Origin of the sequence: Rhodopseudomonas palustris, assembly GCF_013415845.1 — a bacterium.
Taxonomy (GTDB): Bacteria; Pseudomonadota; Alphaproteobacteria; order Rhizobiales; family Xanthobacteraceae; genus Rhodopseudomonas; species Rhodopseudomonas palustris_F.
On the sequence record NZ_CP058907.1, the window covers coordinates 4,440,453 to 4,458,740 of the forward strand.

17 protein-coding genes and 1 pseudogene are annotated in these 18,288 nt (G+C 62.0%); 6 read left to right on the forward strand and 12 right to left on the reverse strand.

The window, feature by feature from the left end:
• Positions 1-49: 49 nt before the first annotated feature.
• Positions 50-1,321: an acyl-CoA dehydrogenase family protein gene (locus HZF03_RS20220; RefSeq protein WP_012497337.1), complete on the reverse strand. Its 1,272-nt coding sequence runs from the start codon at positions 1,319-1,321 to the stop codon at positions 50-52.
• A 649-nt stretch (positions 1,322-1,970) separates the two neighbouring features.
• On the opposite strand from HZF03_RS20220, the gene HZF03_RS20225 reads away from it, so the two are divergent.
• Positions 1,971-2,108: a hypothetical protein gene (locus HZF03_RS20225; protein WP_011159539.1), complete on the forward strand. Its 138-nt coding sequence runs from the start codon at positions 1,971-1,973 to the stop codon at positions 2,106-2,108.
• An 865-nt stretch (positions 2,109-2,973) separates the two neighbouring features.
• On the opposite strand, the gene rpsU is transcribed toward HZF03_RS20225, so the two are convergent.
• The 3 genes from rpsU to HZF03_RS20240 form a co-directional block, all read right to left on the reverse strand.
• Complete coding sequence (rpsU, locus tag HZF03_RS20230) at positions 2,974-3,249, reverse strand: 30S ribosomal protein S21 (protein ID WP_012497339.1); 276 nt, start codon at positions 3,247-3,249, stop codon at positions 2,974-2,976.
• Positions 3,250-3,525: 276 nt separating this feature from the next.
• A complete protein-coding gene (locus HZF03_RS20235) occupies positions 3,526-3,891 on the reverse strand; it encodes a hypothetical protein (protein ID WP_012497340.1) in 366 nt (121 codons plus the stop codon).
• A gap of 29 nt (positions 3,892-3,920) precedes the next feature.
• Positions 3,921-4,061 carry a hypothetical protein gene (locus tag HZF03_RS20240; RefSeq protein ID WP_165858110.1) on the reverse strand — a complete coding sequence of 47 codons (141 nt, stop codon included), beginning with the start codon at positions 4,059-4,061 and terminating at the stop codon, positions 3,921-3,923.
• Between the two features lie 330 nt (positions 4,062-4,391).
• Here HZF03_RS20240 and HZF03_RS20245 point away from each other — a divergent pair, with 330 nt between their 5' ends.
• The 5 genes from HZF03_RS20245 to HZF03_RS20265 all read left to right on the forward strand — a co-directional run bounded on the left by HZF03_RS20245 (position 4,392) and on the right by HZF03_RS20265 (position 10,095).
• Positions 4,392-4,664, forward strand: coding sequence for a hypothetical protein (locus tag HZF03_RS20245; RefSeq protein ID WP_119018115.1), 273 nt, complete (start codon positions 4,392-4,394; stop codon positions 4,662-4,664).
• Between the two features lie 273 nt (positions 4,665-4,937).
• Complete coding sequence (locus HZF03_RS20250) at positions 4,938-5,126, forward strand: DUF3606 domain-containing protein (RefSeq protein ID WP_234803333.1); 189 nt, start codon at positions 4,938-4,940, stop codon at positions 5,124-5,126.
• 71 nt (positions 5,127-5,197) lie between these two features.
• A complete protein-coding gene (locus HZF03_RS20255) occupies positions 5,198-7,246 on the forward strand; it encodes a GAF domain-containing protein (RefSeq protein WP_119018116.1) in 2,049 nt (682 codons plus the stop codon).
• Positions 7,243-7,620 carry a response regulator gene (locus HZF03_RS20260; protein ID WP_119018117.1) on the forward strand — a complete coding sequence of 126 codons (378 nt, stop codon included), beginning with the start codon at positions 7,243-7,245 and terminating at the stop codon, positions 7,618-7,620. Before HZF03_RS20255 ends, HZF03_RS20260 begins: the two co-directional genes overlap by 4 nt.
• Before the next feature lie 369 nt (positions 7,621-7,989).
• Positions 7,990-10,095: a S8 family peptidase gene (locus HZF03_RS20265; RefSeq protein ID WP_234832210.1), complete on the forward strand. Its 2,106-nt coding sequence runs from the start codon at positions 7,990-7,992 to the stop codon at positions 10,093-10,095.
• 164 nt (positions 10,096-10,259) lie between these two features.
• Here HZF03_RS20265 and HZF03_RS20270 read toward each other — a convergent pair whose 3' ends face one another.
• From HZF03_RS20270 to ahcY, 8 genes and pseudogenes are all read right to left on the reverse strand, one after another.
• A complete protein-coding gene (locus tag HZF03_RS20270; RefSeq protein ID WP_119018119.1) occupies positions 10,260-10,715 on the reverse strand; it encodes a PaaI family thioesterase in 456 nt (151 codons plus the stop codon).
• A 253-nt stretch (positions 10,716-10,968) separates the two neighbouring features.
• The gene (locus HZF03_RS20275) at positions 10,969-11,922 is read right to left on the reverse strand and encodes an IS110 family RNA-guided transposase (RefSeq protein ID WP_119018120.1); all 954 of its coding nucleotides are present in this window, start codon (positions 11,920-11,922) and stop codon (positions 10,969-10,971) included.
• A gap of 770 nt (positions 11,923-12,692) precedes the next feature.
• Entirely contained in the window at positions 12,693-13,553 is an 861-nt protein-coding gene (locus HZF03_RS20280; protein WP_133303230.1) for a hypothetical protein, read from the reverse strand.
• Positions 13,554-13,887: 334 nt separating this feature from the next.
• Positions 13,888-14,955, reverse strand: a complete 1,068-nt coding sequence (locus HZF03_RS20285; protein ID WP_179906168.1) for an IS481 family transposase — start codon at positions 14,953-14,955, stop codon at positions 13,888-13,890.
• A 290-nt stretch (positions 14,956-15,245) separates the two neighbouring features.
• Positions 15,246-15,395, reverse strand: a pseudogene (locus HZF03_RS20290) (adenosylhomocysteinase); the annotation flags it as partial.
• A gap of 90 nt (positions 15,396-15,485) precedes the next feature.
• Positions 15,486-15,941 carry a hypothetical protein gene (locus tag HZF03_RS20295; protein ID WP_119020087.1) on the reverse strand — a complete coding sequence of 152 codons (456 nt, stop codon included), beginning with the start codon at positions 15,939-15,941 and terminating at the stop codon, positions 15,486-15,488.
• A 1-nt stretch (position 15,942) separates the two neighbouring features.
• Complete coding sequence (locus tag HZF03_RS20300) at positions 15,943-16,386, reverse strand: hypothetical protein (RefSeq protein ID WP_133303273.1); 444 nt, start codon at positions 16,384-16,386, stop codon at positions 15,943-15,945.
• 315 nt (positions 16,387-16,701) lie between these two features.
• Entirely contained in the window at positions 16,702-18,111 is a 1,410-nt protein-coding gene (gene ahcY / locus HZF03_RS20305) for an adenosylhomocysteinase (RefSeq protein ID WP_119020089.1), read from the reverse strand.
• Positions 18,112-18,288 lie beyond the last annotated feature (177 nt).

Consider the following 18,288-nt stretch of genomic DNA (forward strand, 5'->3'; position numbering starts at 1 on the left):
AGTGCGCCGCCTTACGCCGGGCGCCTCAGGATTACGCTGAAGTAATCGCTTACAGCGTCAGTTCGTGGCGGCCGACGACCATCCAGTGCACTTCGTCCGGACCGTCGGCGAAGCGGAGGTGGCGGACGTCGGTGTACATCTCGGCGAGCGGGGTCCACTGCGAGATGCCGGTGGCGCCGTGCATCTGGATCGCCTGGTCGATGATCTTGCAGGCGCGCTCCGGCACCATCGCCTTGACCATGCTGACCCAGACGCGCGCTTCCTTGTTGCCGAGCACGTCCATCGCTTTGGCGGCCTTCAGCACCATCAGCCGCATCGCTTCGATCTCGCAGCGCGCCTGAGCGATGATCTGCAGATTGCCGCCGAGATGCGCCAGCTTCTTGCCGAACGCCTCGCGGGTCAGGCCGCGCGCCACCATCAAGTCGAGCGCCTTCTCGGCCTTGCCGATGGTGCGCATGCAGTGATGGATGCGGCCGGGGCCGAGCCGGAGCTGCGAGATCTCGAAGCCGCGGCCTTCACCGAGCAGGATGTTTTCCTTCGGCACCCGGACATTGTTGAAGCGCATGTGCATGTGGCCGCGCGGCGCGTGGTCGTGGCCAAACACGTGCATCGGACCGAGCACTTCGACGCCGGGGGTGTCGACGGGCACCAGGATCTGCGACTGCTGCTTGCTGGGCGCCGCGGTCGGATCGGTCTTGACCATCACGATCATGATCTTGCAGCGCGGATCGCCGAGGCCGGAGATGTAGTACTTCTCGCCGTTGATGACCCACTCGTTGCCGTCGAGCACGGCCGAAGTCGAGACGTTCTTGGCGTCCGACGAGGCGACGTTCGGCTCGGTCATTACATAGGCCGAGCGGATCTCGCCGTCGAGCAGCGGCTTCAGCCACTTCTCTTTCTGCTCAGGGGTGCCGACGCGCTCCAGCACTTCCATGTTGCCGGTGTCCGGCGCCGAGCAATTCATCACTTCGGAGGCGAGCGGCGCCTTGCCGAGTTCGGCAGCGATGTAAGCGTAGTCGAGATTGTTGAGGCCCTCACCGGTCTCGGCGTCGGGCAGGAAGAAGTTCCACAGCCCTTGCTCCTTGGCCTGCGCCTTGGCTTTCGCGAGCAGATCGAGCTGCTCCTGGCTGAACGACCAGCGGTTCGGGTTCTTCGCTTCGGCGATCTCGAACTCGTGCTGCATCGGCTCGACGACGTCGGCGATGAACTTCTTGACATGGTCGTAGAGCGGCCGGACGGCTTCGCTCATCCGCAGATCGTTGAGTGCGTCTTCGGGCGCGAGCGTGTAAGGGGTCTGGCGGGGGACGTAGGCCGTCTGCATGGTGTTCTCCCTTTTGCTTTTCTTGAGCGTTGGCGACCATCCCGCCTGGATGGCTGCCCGATCGTTATAGACGTCGGCGAATGGAGTTGTCTTTCGGTTTTTTTGCGACACTTGCCGACGAACGATCGCGTAGCGTCGCCAATTCCGGCAGCCGGACAATCATCGGCGACATCACCTCAGACCGCCGGTCGTGCTACCCTGCTCACTGCTGCACTGCAGATGCTCCACATGCGGTCGCCGGCAACGAACCAACCGCCGCCCACACGCTGAGCCTTACGGAGAGCCGCGCGTATCACGACCAGCACCACCGGCACCCGCGCACAATCCGGCAAGTATCGCGACGGCGGACGAGCCGGACATCCAGGCTGCGCCGGTCCCCCTCGCCGGCGAGGATTCGATCCTTGCGCTGCGTGCAAGGGTGGCGCGATCGGATCTACGCCGATCCCCGTTTTACGGTGATCAGGGCACGCCGCTCGGCCTGATCGGCACAGATCGCGCTGCGCCAGCGAAATGCGTGGATACTCCAGCGTAATCGGCGCACGGTGCGCCGATCGACGCCTCGCCACAGGGTGAGTCGTCGAATGCAGCGCCGATCGCGCCGACATCAGCAATCAGGCTGCTGCCTCACTCGATCAAACAGGAGATTGCGATGGCCAAAGGCGAACAGAAGAGTAATCGGGAAGCCAAGAAACCCAAGAAGGAAAAGGTCAAGACGATCGCCGCGGCGCCGAGTCAGAAGCCCGGTGGCTGGCAGCCCTCTTTCGACTCCGGCAAGAAGAAGAAATGACCGGCGACATTCGATCGAACGCATCGGCAACCGGGTTTCGTCAAGGCCAACCGCCGACGAGATCAAGATATTCAAGCCTTTGAGGACATTCAGTCGTCAGCCGTGACGGGCGCCTCGCCCGCACGGCGGCGATGGATGATGATTGGTGGCTCTGATTTCAACCTTAATTGGACGGGGCATCTTATACGGGGCAGCGGTCGGATTTCGCTCCGCGCGAACGATCCAATCACACGACGCCACCACGTCATTCCGTGCGCACGAAGCGCAAATTGTAATCCGAACGCCATCCGGAACCTGCATCGTCGCGCTTTCCGCCGGCGTGAGCGCAGCCTAGCGTTTGATGCCCCCCGGATGATTGATAGCGTCATAGCGCAGCTCGGACGTATCTTGTTGCGGTGATCCTCGCATCATCGTCCTGCCGATCTGTAAGATCGCGCTCGAACTGATCACCCGGCCTGACGTCGGCTCAAGCTGCTGATCGCCAAATGGTTCGTGTTCTGGGGTGTCGGCATTCGTCGGATCATGGCCGGCGTGCCGCAGATCCTGCGGCCGTCCTTCACCGCATCGATTCTCGGCCTGAAAGACCCGGCAGCCGACAAGATCGTGGCCGAGCTCGGCTACGCAATGTCTCGATCGGTCCTGCCGGCGCCACGAGCCTGTCGTTCGCGCCCTGGACCGCCCCGGCCGGCGGCCTGCTCGGCCTTGCCGAGATCAGGCACGCGATGAAAACCACGCGCGCTGCGCTGAGGAAAACCCGGCGATGGCCACCGACCTGCTGGTCGCCGCGGCCACCGCGGTCTATTTCGTCGCACTGGTCGTGCGATAGAGGCTTCGCTCAGCCCCGGACTTGAGGATGCGCGGCTGCCTAGCCGACGCGCTCCTTGACCTCGGGCAAAGGCGGCTTGCGCTCGAACGGCTTCTTCTTCGGCGGCGCGGGCAGCAATCCTTCGCGGATCGCCTTCTTTCGCGCCAGCTTGCGGGCGCGGCGGACCGCTTCCGATTTCTCGCGCGTCTTGCGCTCCGACGGCTTCTCATAGGAGCGCCGCTGCTTCATCTCGCGGAACACGCCTTCGCGTTGCATCTTCTTCTTGAGAACGCGGAGCGCCTGGTCGACGTTATTGTCGCGAACAATTACCTGCAATCATTCCTCCTCGATGAGCCACGAACTGCAACAGGCCCCGCATCGCAGTTCACCTGCGCGGGAGCCAATTTGCGAATTTCGGGAGTCTCGCGACGCCTGCATGCGCAGCGTCGGACGATCGACATCTCCGCGTCGCAGAGATGCAATATGCTGATCTTGACGTGACCACTATCCTGCAGCCGTGTCAATCGATTACCCCCCCGCGGACGGTCTCCGGACCGTGTCGGCGAAGGCTGCGGCGGCCGAACGGTCACGCCGACTGTGCGCCGACGACGGTTAGTTCATCGGCTTGCGACGGTCGCGCATGAACTCCTCGATGCGCTGGCTGGCGCTGGCGAGGCCGGCGTTCGGTGCAAGTTGAAGGAAAGCCCGTTGGATCGACTCCATTTCCGACTCGACTTGATCGTACGGAATTTCGAGATCGCGCAGTCGCAGCTCTGCGGCCGCGTCGTTCATATTGCGCAGCGCGATCAAGAACTCGCCTCGTAGCCAGATCTTGAACGTCTCCACCCACCTGTCGCCGAGTTCGCCGTCACTGACGTTCGAGAGCAGGCGGCCTCGCGACAGATAGTCGCGGGTTTCCTTCATATCCTCGGACTGAAGGAATTGGCTGGTTAGATCGTAATCGTCGTCACCAGACATCATGAACTCCCGGATCGCTCACGCCGCCGTCATCTTGGCATCGAGACGGCATCGACATGCTCGCAGCGCAGTTTCTGCTTCTGCTGCTGGAGATCCTGGATGGTGACGCGCACCAGCGCATCGACGTACACATCCATCGTTGGGTTTTCCAAGCCCTTCAGCCTGGTCACCATATCGTCCAATTGTCTGCAACGGCTGCACATGAGCACTCCCAGTCAGGGGCGGGAGCGCAACCGGCGTCCTCGTCACCGGCAAATGCCGAGCGCAAGGCGGTGATGCTGATGACCATACGCGCACGCTTAGCAATCTCCTAGCGCCAAGTGTCCCTGATACCGTCCCAACAGCTCATTCGCAGCTGCGCTGGCCATCGAAGCTGACGCGGATACCGGCGTTTGCTACTCACCGGCTGACGTGCTACGCAAAAATCATCGCCGCGCGGATTGATGCAGGTTGCGGCGACTGAGAGACACGCCAGTGCTCCCGCCTCAGAGGGAGCGATCATGGGCGTTATCATCTATCCGCTCCATTTCATTCGAGAGTTCCACCGACGGCTGACGGTTCACTTCACCCGTCTACATCGCCGCACGTCGAATCCGCTCGGAACGGACGTCTGCACCTGCGGACAAACCATCACCGCACCGACCGGATCAACCTATTCCAAAGGTCGCGCGATCAACGCATGGCACTGCAACGCCTGCGACCGTCGTTGGAACACTTTTTCGGAACTCGGCTTCGACAAGGGCAAAGAGAGATCAGATGTCCCCAAATCATAAGCTGAAAGACTGGCTGGTGCCGCCGGTCGTGGTGCCGATCCTGTTGTTCATCCAGGTCATCGTCGCGATTTTGCTGCGCTGATCACAGCCCAGGCTCGGCTGTATGGCTGGGCGGCGGCCGGCCTTTAGATAATTGCCGATCGCCCGGGAACGTGCTGTCGGCCGGGCTGTTGAGTTGGCTCGATAGGGCGCCTCTTCATGCCCATTGCGACCACGGCGATGCCAAGCGCGCCGCGGGTTCAGACCTCAGCCATGCGGTCGAAAGGGACCATCATGAACAAGCACAGGTCCAGGCCAGCCCAGTTCCGCAATTCGGTCGATATGAACGACAAGGTTCAGGTCAAGGTGCTCCGTAAGCGCCTCAAGCTGTCCGAAGCGCAGTTTGCCGATGCGGTCGAGAAGTCGGGCAGCTCGATCGCAGCTCTGGTCAAGGAAGCGACCAACCTCAAGCTCGCAAACTAATCGGATATCCTGGACATGCGGCCGGCAGTTCCCGCGCGTCGGCGTCGCTCATCCGCATTCAGGGCGACTGCATGAGCGAGGCAGGCGCGGAGCGGCCATCGCCACCACGTTGGGACGAGCAGGAGCGGCTTTCCGCGCTGGAACGCTACGGCATTCTCGACACACCGCGCGAGCCCGATTTTGACGATATCGTCCAGCTCGCTGCGGACACCTTCGGCGCGCCGATCGCGGCGGTGAACCTGATCGCCAGCGGCCGGCAATGGTTCAAGGCCGAGATCGGGCTCGGCGCGAGCGAATTGCCGCTTGATGTCTCGATCTGCGCCCATGCGATCGTGCAGAGCGGCACCATGGTCGTACCGGATACGCGGCAGGATACGCGGTTCGTCGACAATCCACTGGTCACCGCAGCCGGCGGCCTGCGCTTCTATGCCGGCGCCTTGCTGAAGACGCCGGAAGGCCTCCCGCTCGGCACCGTCTGCGTGCTCGATCGCGAGCCGCGGCCCGCGGGGATATCCGATCTCCAGCGGCGGACGCTGGAGGTGCTCGCCCGCTTGGTGATGACCCAGCTCGAGATGCGTCGGGTGATCGCGCTGCAGGACGCGCATGCGCGGCAGCTCGAGGCTGAGATGCGGGAACGCAAACACGCCGAAGCCGCGCGCCGCTCGTCCGACGACCGCTACCGCGCACTGTTCGATTCGATCGACACCGGCTTCTGCATCATCGAGGTGGCGTTTGGTGCGGACGGCGTCGCATCGGACTATCAGTTCATAGAGACCAACTCGGCGTTCATGCAGCAGAGCGGCCTTGCCGATGTCGAAGGCAAGTGGATGCGCCAGCTGGCGCCTGGCCATGAACAATATTGGTTCGACACCTATGGCGAGGTCGCAAGGTCGGGCATACCGATCCGCTTCAAGAAGCCGGCCAAGGCGCTGGACGACCGATGGTTCGACGTTCACGCCTTCCGCATCGGCGATCCGGGCGACCGGCTGGTCGCGGTCCTGTTCAACGACATCACCGCGCGGCGCCGTGGTGAGCTGCGCCGTGACGCGCTCCTGAAGATGGGCGATCAGCTGCGTTCGCTCACCACCATTCAGGACATGACCGGCATCGCCTCGGAGATCGTCGGCCGCGCGCTCGGCGCCGTCCGTGCCGGCTTCGGCCGCGTCGATCCCGGCGAGGAATCCGTCATCATCGAGAACGATTGGTCCGCCGCGGGCTATGCCAGCCTCGCCGGGTGGCACTCGCTATCCAATCACCCGAGCTTCGAAACCGCGAACGCGACCAAACAGCCGGTCGTAGTTGCGGACGTGGCGGCTGCCCTCCCCGATAATCTTTCTTCGCAGGCAAACGACGATCCCGGCATTGGATCGCTGGCGGTGATTCCGATCGAAAACCACGACGGCTCGACCGCGCTGTTCTTCGTCCACGTCGCCGAACCGCGCGACTGGAGCGACGACGATCTGGCCTTCCTCAGGAATGTCGGGGACCGCCTCGCCGCCGGGGTCGGTCGTCTGGATGCCGAAGCTCTGCAGCGCACGCTCAATCTCGAACTCAGCCACCGGATGAAGAACACGCTGGCGATGGTGATGGCAATCGCGCGGCAGACGCTGCGGTCGATCCCCGATCAGGCGCCGGTCGAAGCGTTCAACGCGCGGCTGCAGGCGCTGTCGACCGCGCACATGGCGCTGCTGCAACAGCACTGGACGGCGGCCAAGATCAACGAAGTCGTCAAAGGCGTAGTCGGCGCCGTCGAGGGACTGGACAGGTTCACCATCAACGGCCCCGCGGTTAGTCTGGGCGCACGCGCGACCCTGTCGTCGTCGCTGCTGCTGCACGAGCTCGCGACCAATGCGCTGAAATACGGCGCGCTGTCGGCCCCCACCGGTCGCGTCGCCATTAGCTGGAAAGTGGCGGACGAACAGTTGATCATCGAATGGCGCGAGACCGGAGGGCCGGCGATCACGCCGCCGACCCACAAGGGTTTTGGATCGCGACTGATCCAGCTCGGTTTGATCGGAACCGGGGGCGTCGAGCTCCGTTACCTCACCAGTGGCTTCGAAGCCGACTTCTCAGCCCCTCTCTCGCAGGTGCAGGAACGCAACGCGGGAGAGAACCGGTGACAACCGACGAAACAAACACCCGCCTGATCGTTCTGGTCGTCGAAGACGAACCGCTGCTGCGCATGACCGCGGTGGACATGGTCGAGGAAGCGGGCTTCACCGCGCTGGAAGCCGCCGACGCCACCGAGGCGATCCGCATTCTCGAAAGCCGGTTCGACATCCGCATCGTCTTCACCGACATCGACATGCCGCGCGGGATCGACGGCATCCGGCTCGCGGCCGTGATCCGTCACCGCTGGCCGCCGATCGACATCATCGTAACTTCCGGCCACGTCGACGCCGGCGAAGTCGATCTTCCCGCGCGCTGCAAATTCTTGCCCAAGCCCTACGACGAACGGCTGGTAATCGCCGCGATGCGCAGCTTCGCGGCTTAACGCCGTTCGATCGACCGGTGCATGTCGCCGCATCCCACCGATGGATTGCTGCGAACCGGCAATCTTCGCGCGTGTCAACCTATCAGAACGGCACACCGTTAACGACAACTAACCAATGATGCGACGAATTAGTAACCCAGGTCGGAATCCGGCACGATCTCGCAAGGTCATGTCTCAAAATTGCAACTCGCGAACAATAATTCTGCGCCCCGCGACGACCACAATGACAAACACTCCGTTCCGAACTTAGCAATCGACCATTGAGGATCGACCCAGGCCCACGAAACAAGAACGCCTGCATTCAGCGCCAGCCATGCGGCGAGCGTTGGATCCTCCAGAGCAATGCAAGGGCATCATTTCGGGGGCGGCATGAGTAATTCGGAAGCGATCGACAACACGACCGCAAAGCTGCGTCTTGCGCAGAGCAGTTCTCTGCTCGCGCTCGCGCTCTTGATCGGCTCTGCGCCGGCGCAGGCGGCGGACACCGATTGGGGCTGGCTGGCGATCGGCGCCCCCGCCGCCAAGGCACAGGGGTGGACCGGCAAGGGTGTGGTGGTCGGCGTCGTCGATACCGGCATCGACTTCAGTCACCCCGCATTGAGCGGCCGCGCCTTCGACTACAACTATGGCTCATTCGTCGCCGGGAGCAATCATCCTCATGCGACACATGTCGCCGGCATCATCGGTGCCACGGACATCAACCGGGGCATGGAGGGCGTAGCCCCCGATGTTCGGTTCTCATCGTTGAAGATCTTCACGGGAGCCGGCGGATCCTATCTGGGCGACGCGGCCGTCGCGGACGCCTACGACGGCGCCATCGGGAGCGGCGTCCGCATCTTCAATAATTCATGGGGGTCGTCGGACTCGATCGCAAATTTCACGTCGCGCGAAGAGCTGGTGGCTCACGAGCCCCTGCTGGTCGGCGCGTTCACGCGCGCCGTCAACGCCGATGCGGTCCTGGTATGGTCGACCGGCAATGACGGTCGCAGTCAGCCGAGCTGGCAGGCCGCCGCGCCCTACTACATTCAGGAGCTCAAAGCTAACTGGATTGCGGTGACGTCGGTGGGGGAGAATGGAACGATCGCTTCCTACGCCAACGCCTGCGGCGTCGCCAAGGCGTGGTGCCTCGCCGCCCCGGGGGGAGATTTCAATCCCGGCATTTATTCGACCATCCCCGGAAACGACTACGGCTACATGTCCGGAACCTCGATGGCGGCGCCCTACGTGACCGGCGCGACAGCGATCGCAAGGCAGATGTTCCCCAAGGCGAGCGGGGCGCAGCTCGCCCAGATCGTGCTGCAAACCAGCCGTGACATCGGCGCACCCGGCATTGATGACGTTTATGGCTGGGGCCTGCTTGCGGTCGATAACATCGTCGACACGATCAACTCGCGTGGCGCGGCGTTGTTCGCGAGTGCAGCCTGGGGCCGCTTCACCACCCTGTCGGCGATCGGCAACACGGTGCTCGACCGCATCTCCGATCTGCGCAACGGCCGGGGTGACGTCGTCACGGCTCCGCTCGCCTTCGCCGGGCAAAACGGTGTGTTCAGCCAGAGCGGCTCGAACCCGCGCAACGCCTATGCGGCGGATCTGGCGGCGGCCCCACAGCCCTCCCCGCTCGGCTTCGGCAATGTCTGGGCTCGCGGTCTGGCCGGGCGGGCCACATTGTCGGGCGGCGCGAGCTCGCCGCAGACGACGGCCGACATCAGTGGCGGCCTGCTCGGCTTTGACTTGGTCAACAATCAGAACCTGCTGGTCGGCGTCGCGGGCGGCGGATCGAATACCAATCTCACCGCGTCGGGCATCAGCGACAAGGCCGGTGCCCAGGCTTGGCATGTGCTCGGCTATGCGGCCGCGATGTACGGACCGGCCTTCGTCAACGTCGCCGGCGGTTGGAACAGCTTCGATCAGTCCTATCAGCGTCGTGTCATCCCCGGCACCGCGGGCACCGTGTTCGCGTCGACGATCAGCGCGGCGCAGTCGTCGTCCACCGACGTGGCCTATTTCTTCCAGGGACGTGGCGGCTGGACTTTCCAGACTGAGGTCGGCCGGATCGAGCCTTACGTGCATGGCGCGACCCGCAACCAGAGCTTCGGCGGCTTCAGTGAAACCAACGCCAGCATCTTCAGTCTGTCGGTGCCCTCGGCGAGTTTATCGGAAGCCGAATATGGTGCAGGCGTGCGCTGGGCCTGCGCGCCGATCAAGACGGTGGACCAACGCGTCGCGGTCGCACCGACCATCGACCTCGCCTATGTCCGCTTCACCAACGATGGCCCGATCCAGGTCGAGACCAATTTGTTGGGCACCTCCGTGGTGGGCCAGACCGCAGCACTCGGTGCCGATGCGATCCGCGTCGCTGCCGGGCTGTCGCTGACGAGTTTGGCGGGAATTTCCGGCAGCTTCGGCTATACCGGCACCGTCCGCGACGCCGCGACCGCCCACACCGTCTCCGGCGGTCTGAGCATCAAGTTCTGATTGCAGCTCCGCTGGCCGGCGCAGACCTTGGCTTCATGCCGAGCGTCTGTGCCGTCGCCTTTCAGAGCTGAAGTGCCCGGCGCCAGCCTGCGGCGCCGTCAGGGCAAGCGGCCTGAGTGTTGATCGAGTCCGACAAACAGGCCGTTCTTCGGGGCTATGCATACTCACGCAGGCTTCGCTGGCGCGTGGCCTTCGGGCAATGCAATTGCTCTCGCAGTTGCTGTGGCCGTCGCGATCAGCCGGTGATCGGAATCACGTAGCTCCCCTTCGAGGAACAGGATTTCGCGACCTCTGTGCACCACACGACCTCGGCCGACGAGCCGTCCCGGCCTTCCGGGCCGCATGAAGCTCACTTTCAGCTCCAGGGTCTGCGCGATCTGGTCGCCGCCCAGAAAGGCCATCGCCGCCGGCCCCACCGTATCGTCGAGCATCGCGCTCAGAAGGCCGCCTTGGACCGATCCAGACGGATTGAGGAAGGATTCCGTTGCCAGAAACTCGACCTCGATGCTCCCCGTTGCCGGATCGATGGCCAGCAGCTTCCAACCCAAAAGCCGCGCGGCGGGCGGCGCGGGCTGGCGGCCTTCGATCATGTCCCAGAAATATCCCACTCGCTGCGTCATCGACGACACTCCTCTGCACCGCGCCTCTCGTTAGCCGCAGAAACGAGCCGGCACCTTCACGCGACGGATATTCGCTATACGATGGCTCCTGACAGCGTGGCGTCCGCTCCACCAGCCGGCGGCCGAGCCGCGTTTCGAGGTCGTCGAGGCCGCGCGGCGCGCTACGGATGCGCGACGTCGAGCAGTGACGTTTCGGATCGGTGCCGTCACGCTGTCTCAGACCACAAAAACAGCTGCAACATCGTAGTAACCATTAAGGCGCAGCCTTGTTTTCGACCCATGGCGAGCCGCGCTGGACGACGGTGTTTGCGTAGATGAGGAGCTTTCGAGCGCAGGCGACGAGGGCGTAATTGTGCGCATAGCCTCGGGCTTTGAGGCGGGCGTAGAGCGCGCACAGGGCCTTGTTCCAGCGGAAGGAGGCTGGCAGCGCCGCAGCAAACAACGAGCGTCGTAGGCGGGCTCGGCCACCGGCAATGTGGCGCTCCCCCTTACGCTTGCCGCTATCGTCGTCGAACGGCGCAAGGCCTGCGAGTGCCGCCGCCTTCTCTCGGCTGATCTGGCCGAGTTCTGGCATGCGGATGATCAGCGCCAGCGCCGTCCGCGCACCGATGCCGGGCACGCTGAGCACCAGATCGAGACGCCGCGCCAAATCCACATGCTCGCGCAATTGGTCGTCAATGCGTTCGAGCTCGGCGAGCCGTCGCGCCTTCAGCCGATCGATGTCGTCGAGGACCAGGCGCCGTCGCCGTGGCTCGTCGAGATGTTCGAGCCGGGTTTTGAGGCGGACAATGTCTTCTTCAATCTGCTCGACGAACGTCAGGTGATCCGCGAAGTCCGTGAGCCTTTCGTCCGCTTCGATCGACGGAGTATCGAGCAGCGCCGCACAGGCCGCGATCAGTACGGCGTCCAAGACATCATTCTTGGCGCGGCGCAGATGCAGCCGGGCGAAGTTCTTGACCTGGATCGGCTGCAACACCAGGACGACGAAGCCTTTGGCCCGCAGATGCGAGACTACGCCGCGTTCGTATCCGCCGGTGGCTTCGATACCGACCTTCGTGACGCCCGCCTTGGCCAGATCGGCGGCCAATCGTCGCCATCCAGCCGCAGCATTCGCCACTTGCCATCGCTGCTCCCGGCCATGCACCGCGACGTCGAGCTTGTCCTTGGCCGTATCGATGCCGGCCGTTCCCGTGCTAGTCTTCGTCATCTTCGTCGACCCCTGCCTTGTGAAGCGAACCAAGTTGTTCCGGCAACCATCCGGGTCCGATGAAGGCACTGGCGCGATCACGCTACGGGGCAGTCAAAGACGACTCAGGGCGGGTACGATCCGATCGCCAGCCGCTCTGCCGCGGATGGCCGTCCGCGGCAGAGCATTCCTTTCGGAACACCCCAACGATATTCGATTTCGTTATTACAAGGGTGGGTTAGCCGAAGGCTTAACCCGCCGAAAAGCCGTAACGGCTTGCCTTGGCGCAATGGCGCATTGTGCTAAACTAACCGCCCCACGAGTTTATTTAGCTTATAACAATCAAGGGTTTCATCGTAGTACGATTATCAAACAGCCATGAGCAGCCTGCACAGCCCCATCCAAGAGAACGTCGTTAGCAGGGTACTCACCTGCCACATGCGCAATCCTATTCCGGAGGTTCGCAACCCTCTTGATACAGTCATCTTTGACTATTCTTGGCAGTAGGGACGGCGAAGCATTAACCAACGCATTGAGGTACCCTCCCATATTTCGCCTATCAAGAGGAAGGGTTATCGCCTTTGATTGAACTACCGATCGAAGCGACGTTTCAAGGCAACGCGACAGATGCAACAACCCAAGTAAACGCCGTCGGCGCAAGGGCTGCATCCCAGCTAAGCGCTTAATCTCCTGAAGCTCATCAATCACGGCCGCCTTGACCACCACATCCTGAAATCCCGGAGACGCATTCACAAGCAGGATAAGCGTGTCGATTCGTTTACCCGAGGCTTTCATTGCTCACCTGAACCATCGAACCCACTCGTTAGCGTTCGATACATAGAAGCGGCTTCTGACACGATACTCAGGTCGTCCGTCGGAAGCAGCGAGATGCCGGAAAATGCTAAGGCATAAACCTCTTTCCCTCTCAAAGGAAACAGATCTAGCGCATTTGCTGCAATAGCCAGTTCAGGACCACTGTGAGGAACGGGATATGGAACTCCCCGGTCGAGCTGATACGCACTCAGCAAGCGCGCTGTGAGAGCGGCACTCAACTGCCGCTTCAAGTTAGACTGAGTTTTCCCCGAGAGAACAGATGCATACACACCCTCAACAACGATGCGATTTCTAGGACTATAGCGCACCTCACCCGTCGATATCCGCCAGCGATCGTGACCCATCGACGCAATCGACCGGCCATCGCTGGAGCTCCTCCTTAATACTCGTTCAGCACGGTAGGCCATACGGACGACTCGCATGCATAGATCGAAATTCTGAGAAGACAGACTTTGTATCTCCGGCTTCATAGGTTCGGAATTTCCAAAATCATTTGGAGAATTGAGGAATTGAACCAAGTGCGGATCAGTCTCGGTCGTGGTTAAGCCGAAGTGCGATTGCAGAAAAGAGAGACGGTGCTCTTCAGGCCGTTTAAACATCAGTACGGTGCGCACAAATCTCGGCAATGCCAGTCGGGCAGAAATCAGCCTCGCCAAAAGGTGCGCAGGATTTCGGAGTTCGACAGCTTGCGGTACGAAAATAGCGCACAAATTGTCTGGGCCACCGACGAGCACGTCCGGCCCTCTTAGAAGAAAGGGATGATCAGGTCGCTCAACACGTTGGTTACCCGGAACAAAGTCAAAAAAGAAGAAGAACATGAGCAAAATTTCTCAGGACTGATATGTGCGTTCACTCGATTGAATGACAAATCCAATGACAGCTACTTAGCGCGGTAAAGGAGCCGCTCCATCAGATCGATTTACAAACGACATGCAACGCACAAGTCTAGCTCAGAGCGACGCGGAGTATCCCATTGTTCGAATGTGGCCACTCTAGTAATCTTGCACCTTTGCACAATACGGTCAGCAATTCACGAGAAACCTAGATCAGCTTTGCACACCACTGCAACCAATGACCTCTACTGTCTGAGATGCATTCAATTCCTGTACAGAGAGGGTAATCGGCTGACAGTGCCGCGGTGAGCGGGCGGCGTCAGGCGGCTACTTTGGTGGCTTGTTTTCCGGCTTTCTTTCCCTCCTTCCTTTGCTGTGACGTGGGCAGCCCTTCGACGAAGGCGGTGGCCGGTGTGCGGCCGTTCATGCCGCGGCCCTGGTGCGGCCGGCGCTGATTGTAGCCGACCAGGTAGTCGTCGAGAACGGTCTGCATCTCGTCGATGGTTTCGAACCAGGTGCGGCGACCCTCGACCCGGAAGTGCTCGTCGAGCAGGGTGCGGTGCAGCCGCTCGACGATGCCGTTGGACTGCGGCCGCTTCACCCGTGTGGTGCGGTGGTCGATGTCCTCGAGCTGCAGGAACAGCTCGTAGGGATGCTGGTCGGGCCGGCCGCAGAACTCCCGGCCGTTGTCGGACAGCACGGTCTCGATTTTGGCGTCGTGCGCCTCGAAGGTCGGCAGCACGTCGTTGTTCATCAAATGCACGGCGGTGACCGGCAGCTTGCTGGAGTAGAGCCGGGCGAAGGCGTAGCGGCTATGGCAGTCGATCGCGGTCTGCAGATAGACCTTGCCGACACCCTTGAGCGTGCCGACGAAGAAAGTGTCGACGGCGACGAGGCTGCCGGTGTGCGGGGCCTCGATGTGGCGCTCCCGGAACTCGGGCGAGAACCGTTCGAGCAGCCTTGTCTGTTCGTCCGAGAGCTCGATGGTGCGCTCGGCGGTGGTCTTCTCCAGCCGCAGCAGCCGCTCGTGCTTGGTCAGCAGGCCATGGCGCTGCCACACCCCGCGGATGCCGCCGGCGGAGACCTGCAGGCCTTTCAGCCGCAGCTCCTGCTCGACACGCACCGCGCCGTGGCACGGGTGCACCAGGGCGTGGTCGAGCACGGCTGCCTCGATCTCGGCCGAGACGCGGTTGGGATGCGGCCCCCTGGCGCCGGGCAGCCGGTCGATCAGGCCTTCGGCGCCGAAGGTCTGGAAGTTGCGGCGGATCTCGTAGAACTGCTGCCGGGAATAACCCATCACCTTGCAGGCGCGGCTGACGTTCTGAAGATCCGTGGCCAGCTCCAGCAACGAGAGCTTGCGCCGTGCTATCTTGTCCTTGGAGGTCATGATCGTTTGTCCTTGAGGTTCGATTGGTCGTTTGGCGACACCATCAAACCCGCTCGGACGCGGCGTGACCACCGGAACCGGGCGCTCGGACTCTTGCGGTCCGCGCCCGGTTCTTTCGGGGCCAAACTGTCAGGTGATTACGATCTCAGGACACAATTCCGTGTCTCAGGCTCCCGATTTGATAGAAGCCCCGGATCGCTCCAGGGCCTTCATGGATGGCCGGGACGAGCCCGGCCACGACGGCGTCAGGTGGATCGGCGGTGCGTCGTTCGTGACGCGCGCCCTCCTCATCAGTACCGATAATGCTCCGCCTTGAACAGTTCCTCGACCTTGACGCCGATGTAGTCGGCCTGTCCTTGCGCAGTTTTGGTGAACTTGACGCCGATCTTGGCGAGGCGCAGGCGGGCGACCTTTTCGTAGAGGGACTTCGGCAGCAAGAAGTGGCGAACGAGCGCGATATCCAGGACGGCAGAAGCTCCCTCAATATACTCGCCGGCGTCGCTTCGCCCAAGCGGCTCTGCGTGCTGGCCTCAGGTCCGCAGTTCGGATTGCCAGCGATAGAGGTCTGCTTCGAGTGCGTCGATGGAGCCGACAGCGTTCGTGGTCCCGCCGTGAGCACAGTGATTGCGCGTTGCATAGGTTTGCAGGACGCGCCGGAATGACGGTGACTGGCTGTCCAACACCATCGCAAGCCGAGTATCGAACGGCACTTTATTCCCTCTCAACGACGGCGTGTCCCAGCCGCGCCGAGAATTCCAGTCGGGGTTGGTGATCCGCGCGTTGACAGCCTCTTCGAATTTCGAATTCACCGCCTTCTCGAATTGTCCGAACATCAGCACAAATACGGCGCGCTCCAAGATGTCGCGCCTCAATTCCATTCGATCAATGGCGGCAATGTCGCCGCTTCTCGCCCGTTCTGCGGTTTCGGATTGGTAACGAGCGAAGAACCAATCGTAGCTGGCCTTAATCTCTGGAAGCTTGTCCATCTCAAATCAAGTTCGCTAATATTTCTGGCGAAAAGGGTTCGCCTTCACGCTTCGAGCTCGTTCGGAAAATCGTCCACCGAGGAGGCTCTCCGCGCTCGGCCAAATCGACGATGATGAATGTGCCCTTCGACGTATAAAGATCGACGCGGCCATTCGCACCGATCACCCACAACCCCTTCGGTTTGAACAGCGCGTAACCGCACTCTCCGTCCAAGCGAAGCGTCGGCTGGCTTGTCGGGGGGAGATTGAACTTCTGCATGAGTTCTTCATGCATCGAGACCTTACCGCGGTCGTCGACCTGCCATCCGTTGTCTCGCGCCCAACCGCCCACGTCGCGGAACAAATCACTAAGGCGATTTTTCCAATCCTGGACACGCTCTTCAACGTGTTGCTTGGTGACCTGCGTCTCCGTGCCACCGTCCACAACGTCGAGATCGTCGCTCATGGCTCTCCACTCCATTTCAGTAAGTTTTACCTCTGGTCGTGGCCATATCCAGATCTCCATATTTGGAGGAAGCTGATCCGGAATCAATAACTCTTTCGGCCCTTCCGCATCCTGGGGTGGATTCGGCGTCTGCCGCTTTCAGCAGGCAGGCCTGCCCGAGCGACCTCGATCCAAGAACCAAATTGATCATGGGACAATAAAAGCCCCGGAGCATTACTCCGGGGCTTCGCTGTTTCGTGGATGGCCAGGACGAGCCTGGCCATGACGGCGTCAGGTGGATCGGCGACGCGTCGTTCGTGACGCCCCCTCGCCTCCTCAATACCGATAATGATCCGCCTTGAACGGGCCTTCGACCTTGACGCCGATGTAGTCGGCCTGGTCCTTGCGCAGCTCGGTGAGCTTGACGCCGATCTTGGCGAGGTGCAGGCGGGCGACCTTTTCGTCGAGCGTCTTCGGCAGCACGTAGACCTTCTTCTCGTACTTGCCCTGGTTCTGGAACAGCTCGATCTGCGCCAGCGTCTGGTTGGTGAACGACGCCGACATCACGAAGCTCGGGTGACCCATCGCGTTGCCGAGGTTCACGAGGCGCCCTTCCGACAACAGGATCATCCGCTTGCCGTCCGGGAAGGTGATCTCGTCGACCTGCGGCTTGATGTTGTCCCACTTCATGTTCTTCAGGCTGGCGACCTGAATCTCGTTGTCGAAGTGGCCGATGTTGCAGACGATGGCGCGATCCTTCATCGCGCGCATGTGGTCGATGGTGATGATGTCCTTGTTGCCGGTGGCGGTGACGAAGATGTCGGCGATCGGCGCCGCGTCTTCCATGGTCACCACCTGATAGCCTTCCATCGCGGCCTGCAGGGCGCAGATCGGATCGACTTCCGACACCATCACGCGGCAGCCGGCCTGGCGCAAGCTGGCGGCCGAGCCCTTGCCGACGTCGCCGAAGCCGGCGACCATCGCGACCTTGCCCGACAGCATCACGTCGGTGCCGCGGCGGATGCCGTCGACCAGCGATTCACGGCAACCATAGAGGTTGTCGAACTTCGACTTGGTGACCGAGTCATTGACGTTGATCGCCGGGAACAACAGCTTGCCGGCCTTCTCCATGTCGTACAGACGATGCACGCCCGTGGTGGTCTCTTCCGATACGCCCTTGATGTTCTTGGCGAGCGTGGCGAAGTAGCCCTTCGGCTTCTCTTTGAGGATGCGCTTGATCAGCGCGAAGAAGATCTCTTCTTCTTCCGAATTGTGCTGATCGAGGAACATGGTGTCGCCGTTCTCGGCGCGCAGGCCCTGATGCACGAACATGGTGGCGTCGCCGCCGTCGTCCAGGATCATGTTCGGGGTGCCGCCGTCCGACCAGTCGAACAGCTTGGCGGTGTAGTCCCAGTAATCCTTCAGCGTCTCGCCCTTGACGGCGAACACCGGAATGCCGGCGGCGGCGATCGCGGCGGCGGCGTGGTCCTGGGTCGAGTAGATGTTGCACGACACCCAGCGCACCTCGGCGCCGAGCGCCACCAGTGTCTCGATCAGCACCGCAGTCTGGATCGTCATGTGCAGCGAGCCGGCGATCTTGGCGCCCTTCAGCGGCTGCTTCGGCCCGTATTCTTCCCGGGTCGCCATCAGGCCCGGCATTTCGGTCTCGGCCAGCGAGATCTCCTTGCGGCCGAACTCGGCGAGGCCGATGTCCTTGACGATGTAATCGGTGAACTTGGCGGTCATGCGGATGGGTTTCCTGATGTCTGTGTCAGTCGAACTGAGCACTACGAACTGAATCGGGCAGTTTGAGGCAGTGCGCCTCGTCTCCCTCGCCCCGCTGTTGCGGGGAGAGGGCCGGGGTGAGGGGCAGCGGCAAGGCTCGGCCTCGGTGCGAGGCCCCCCTCACCCGGATCGCCGCGA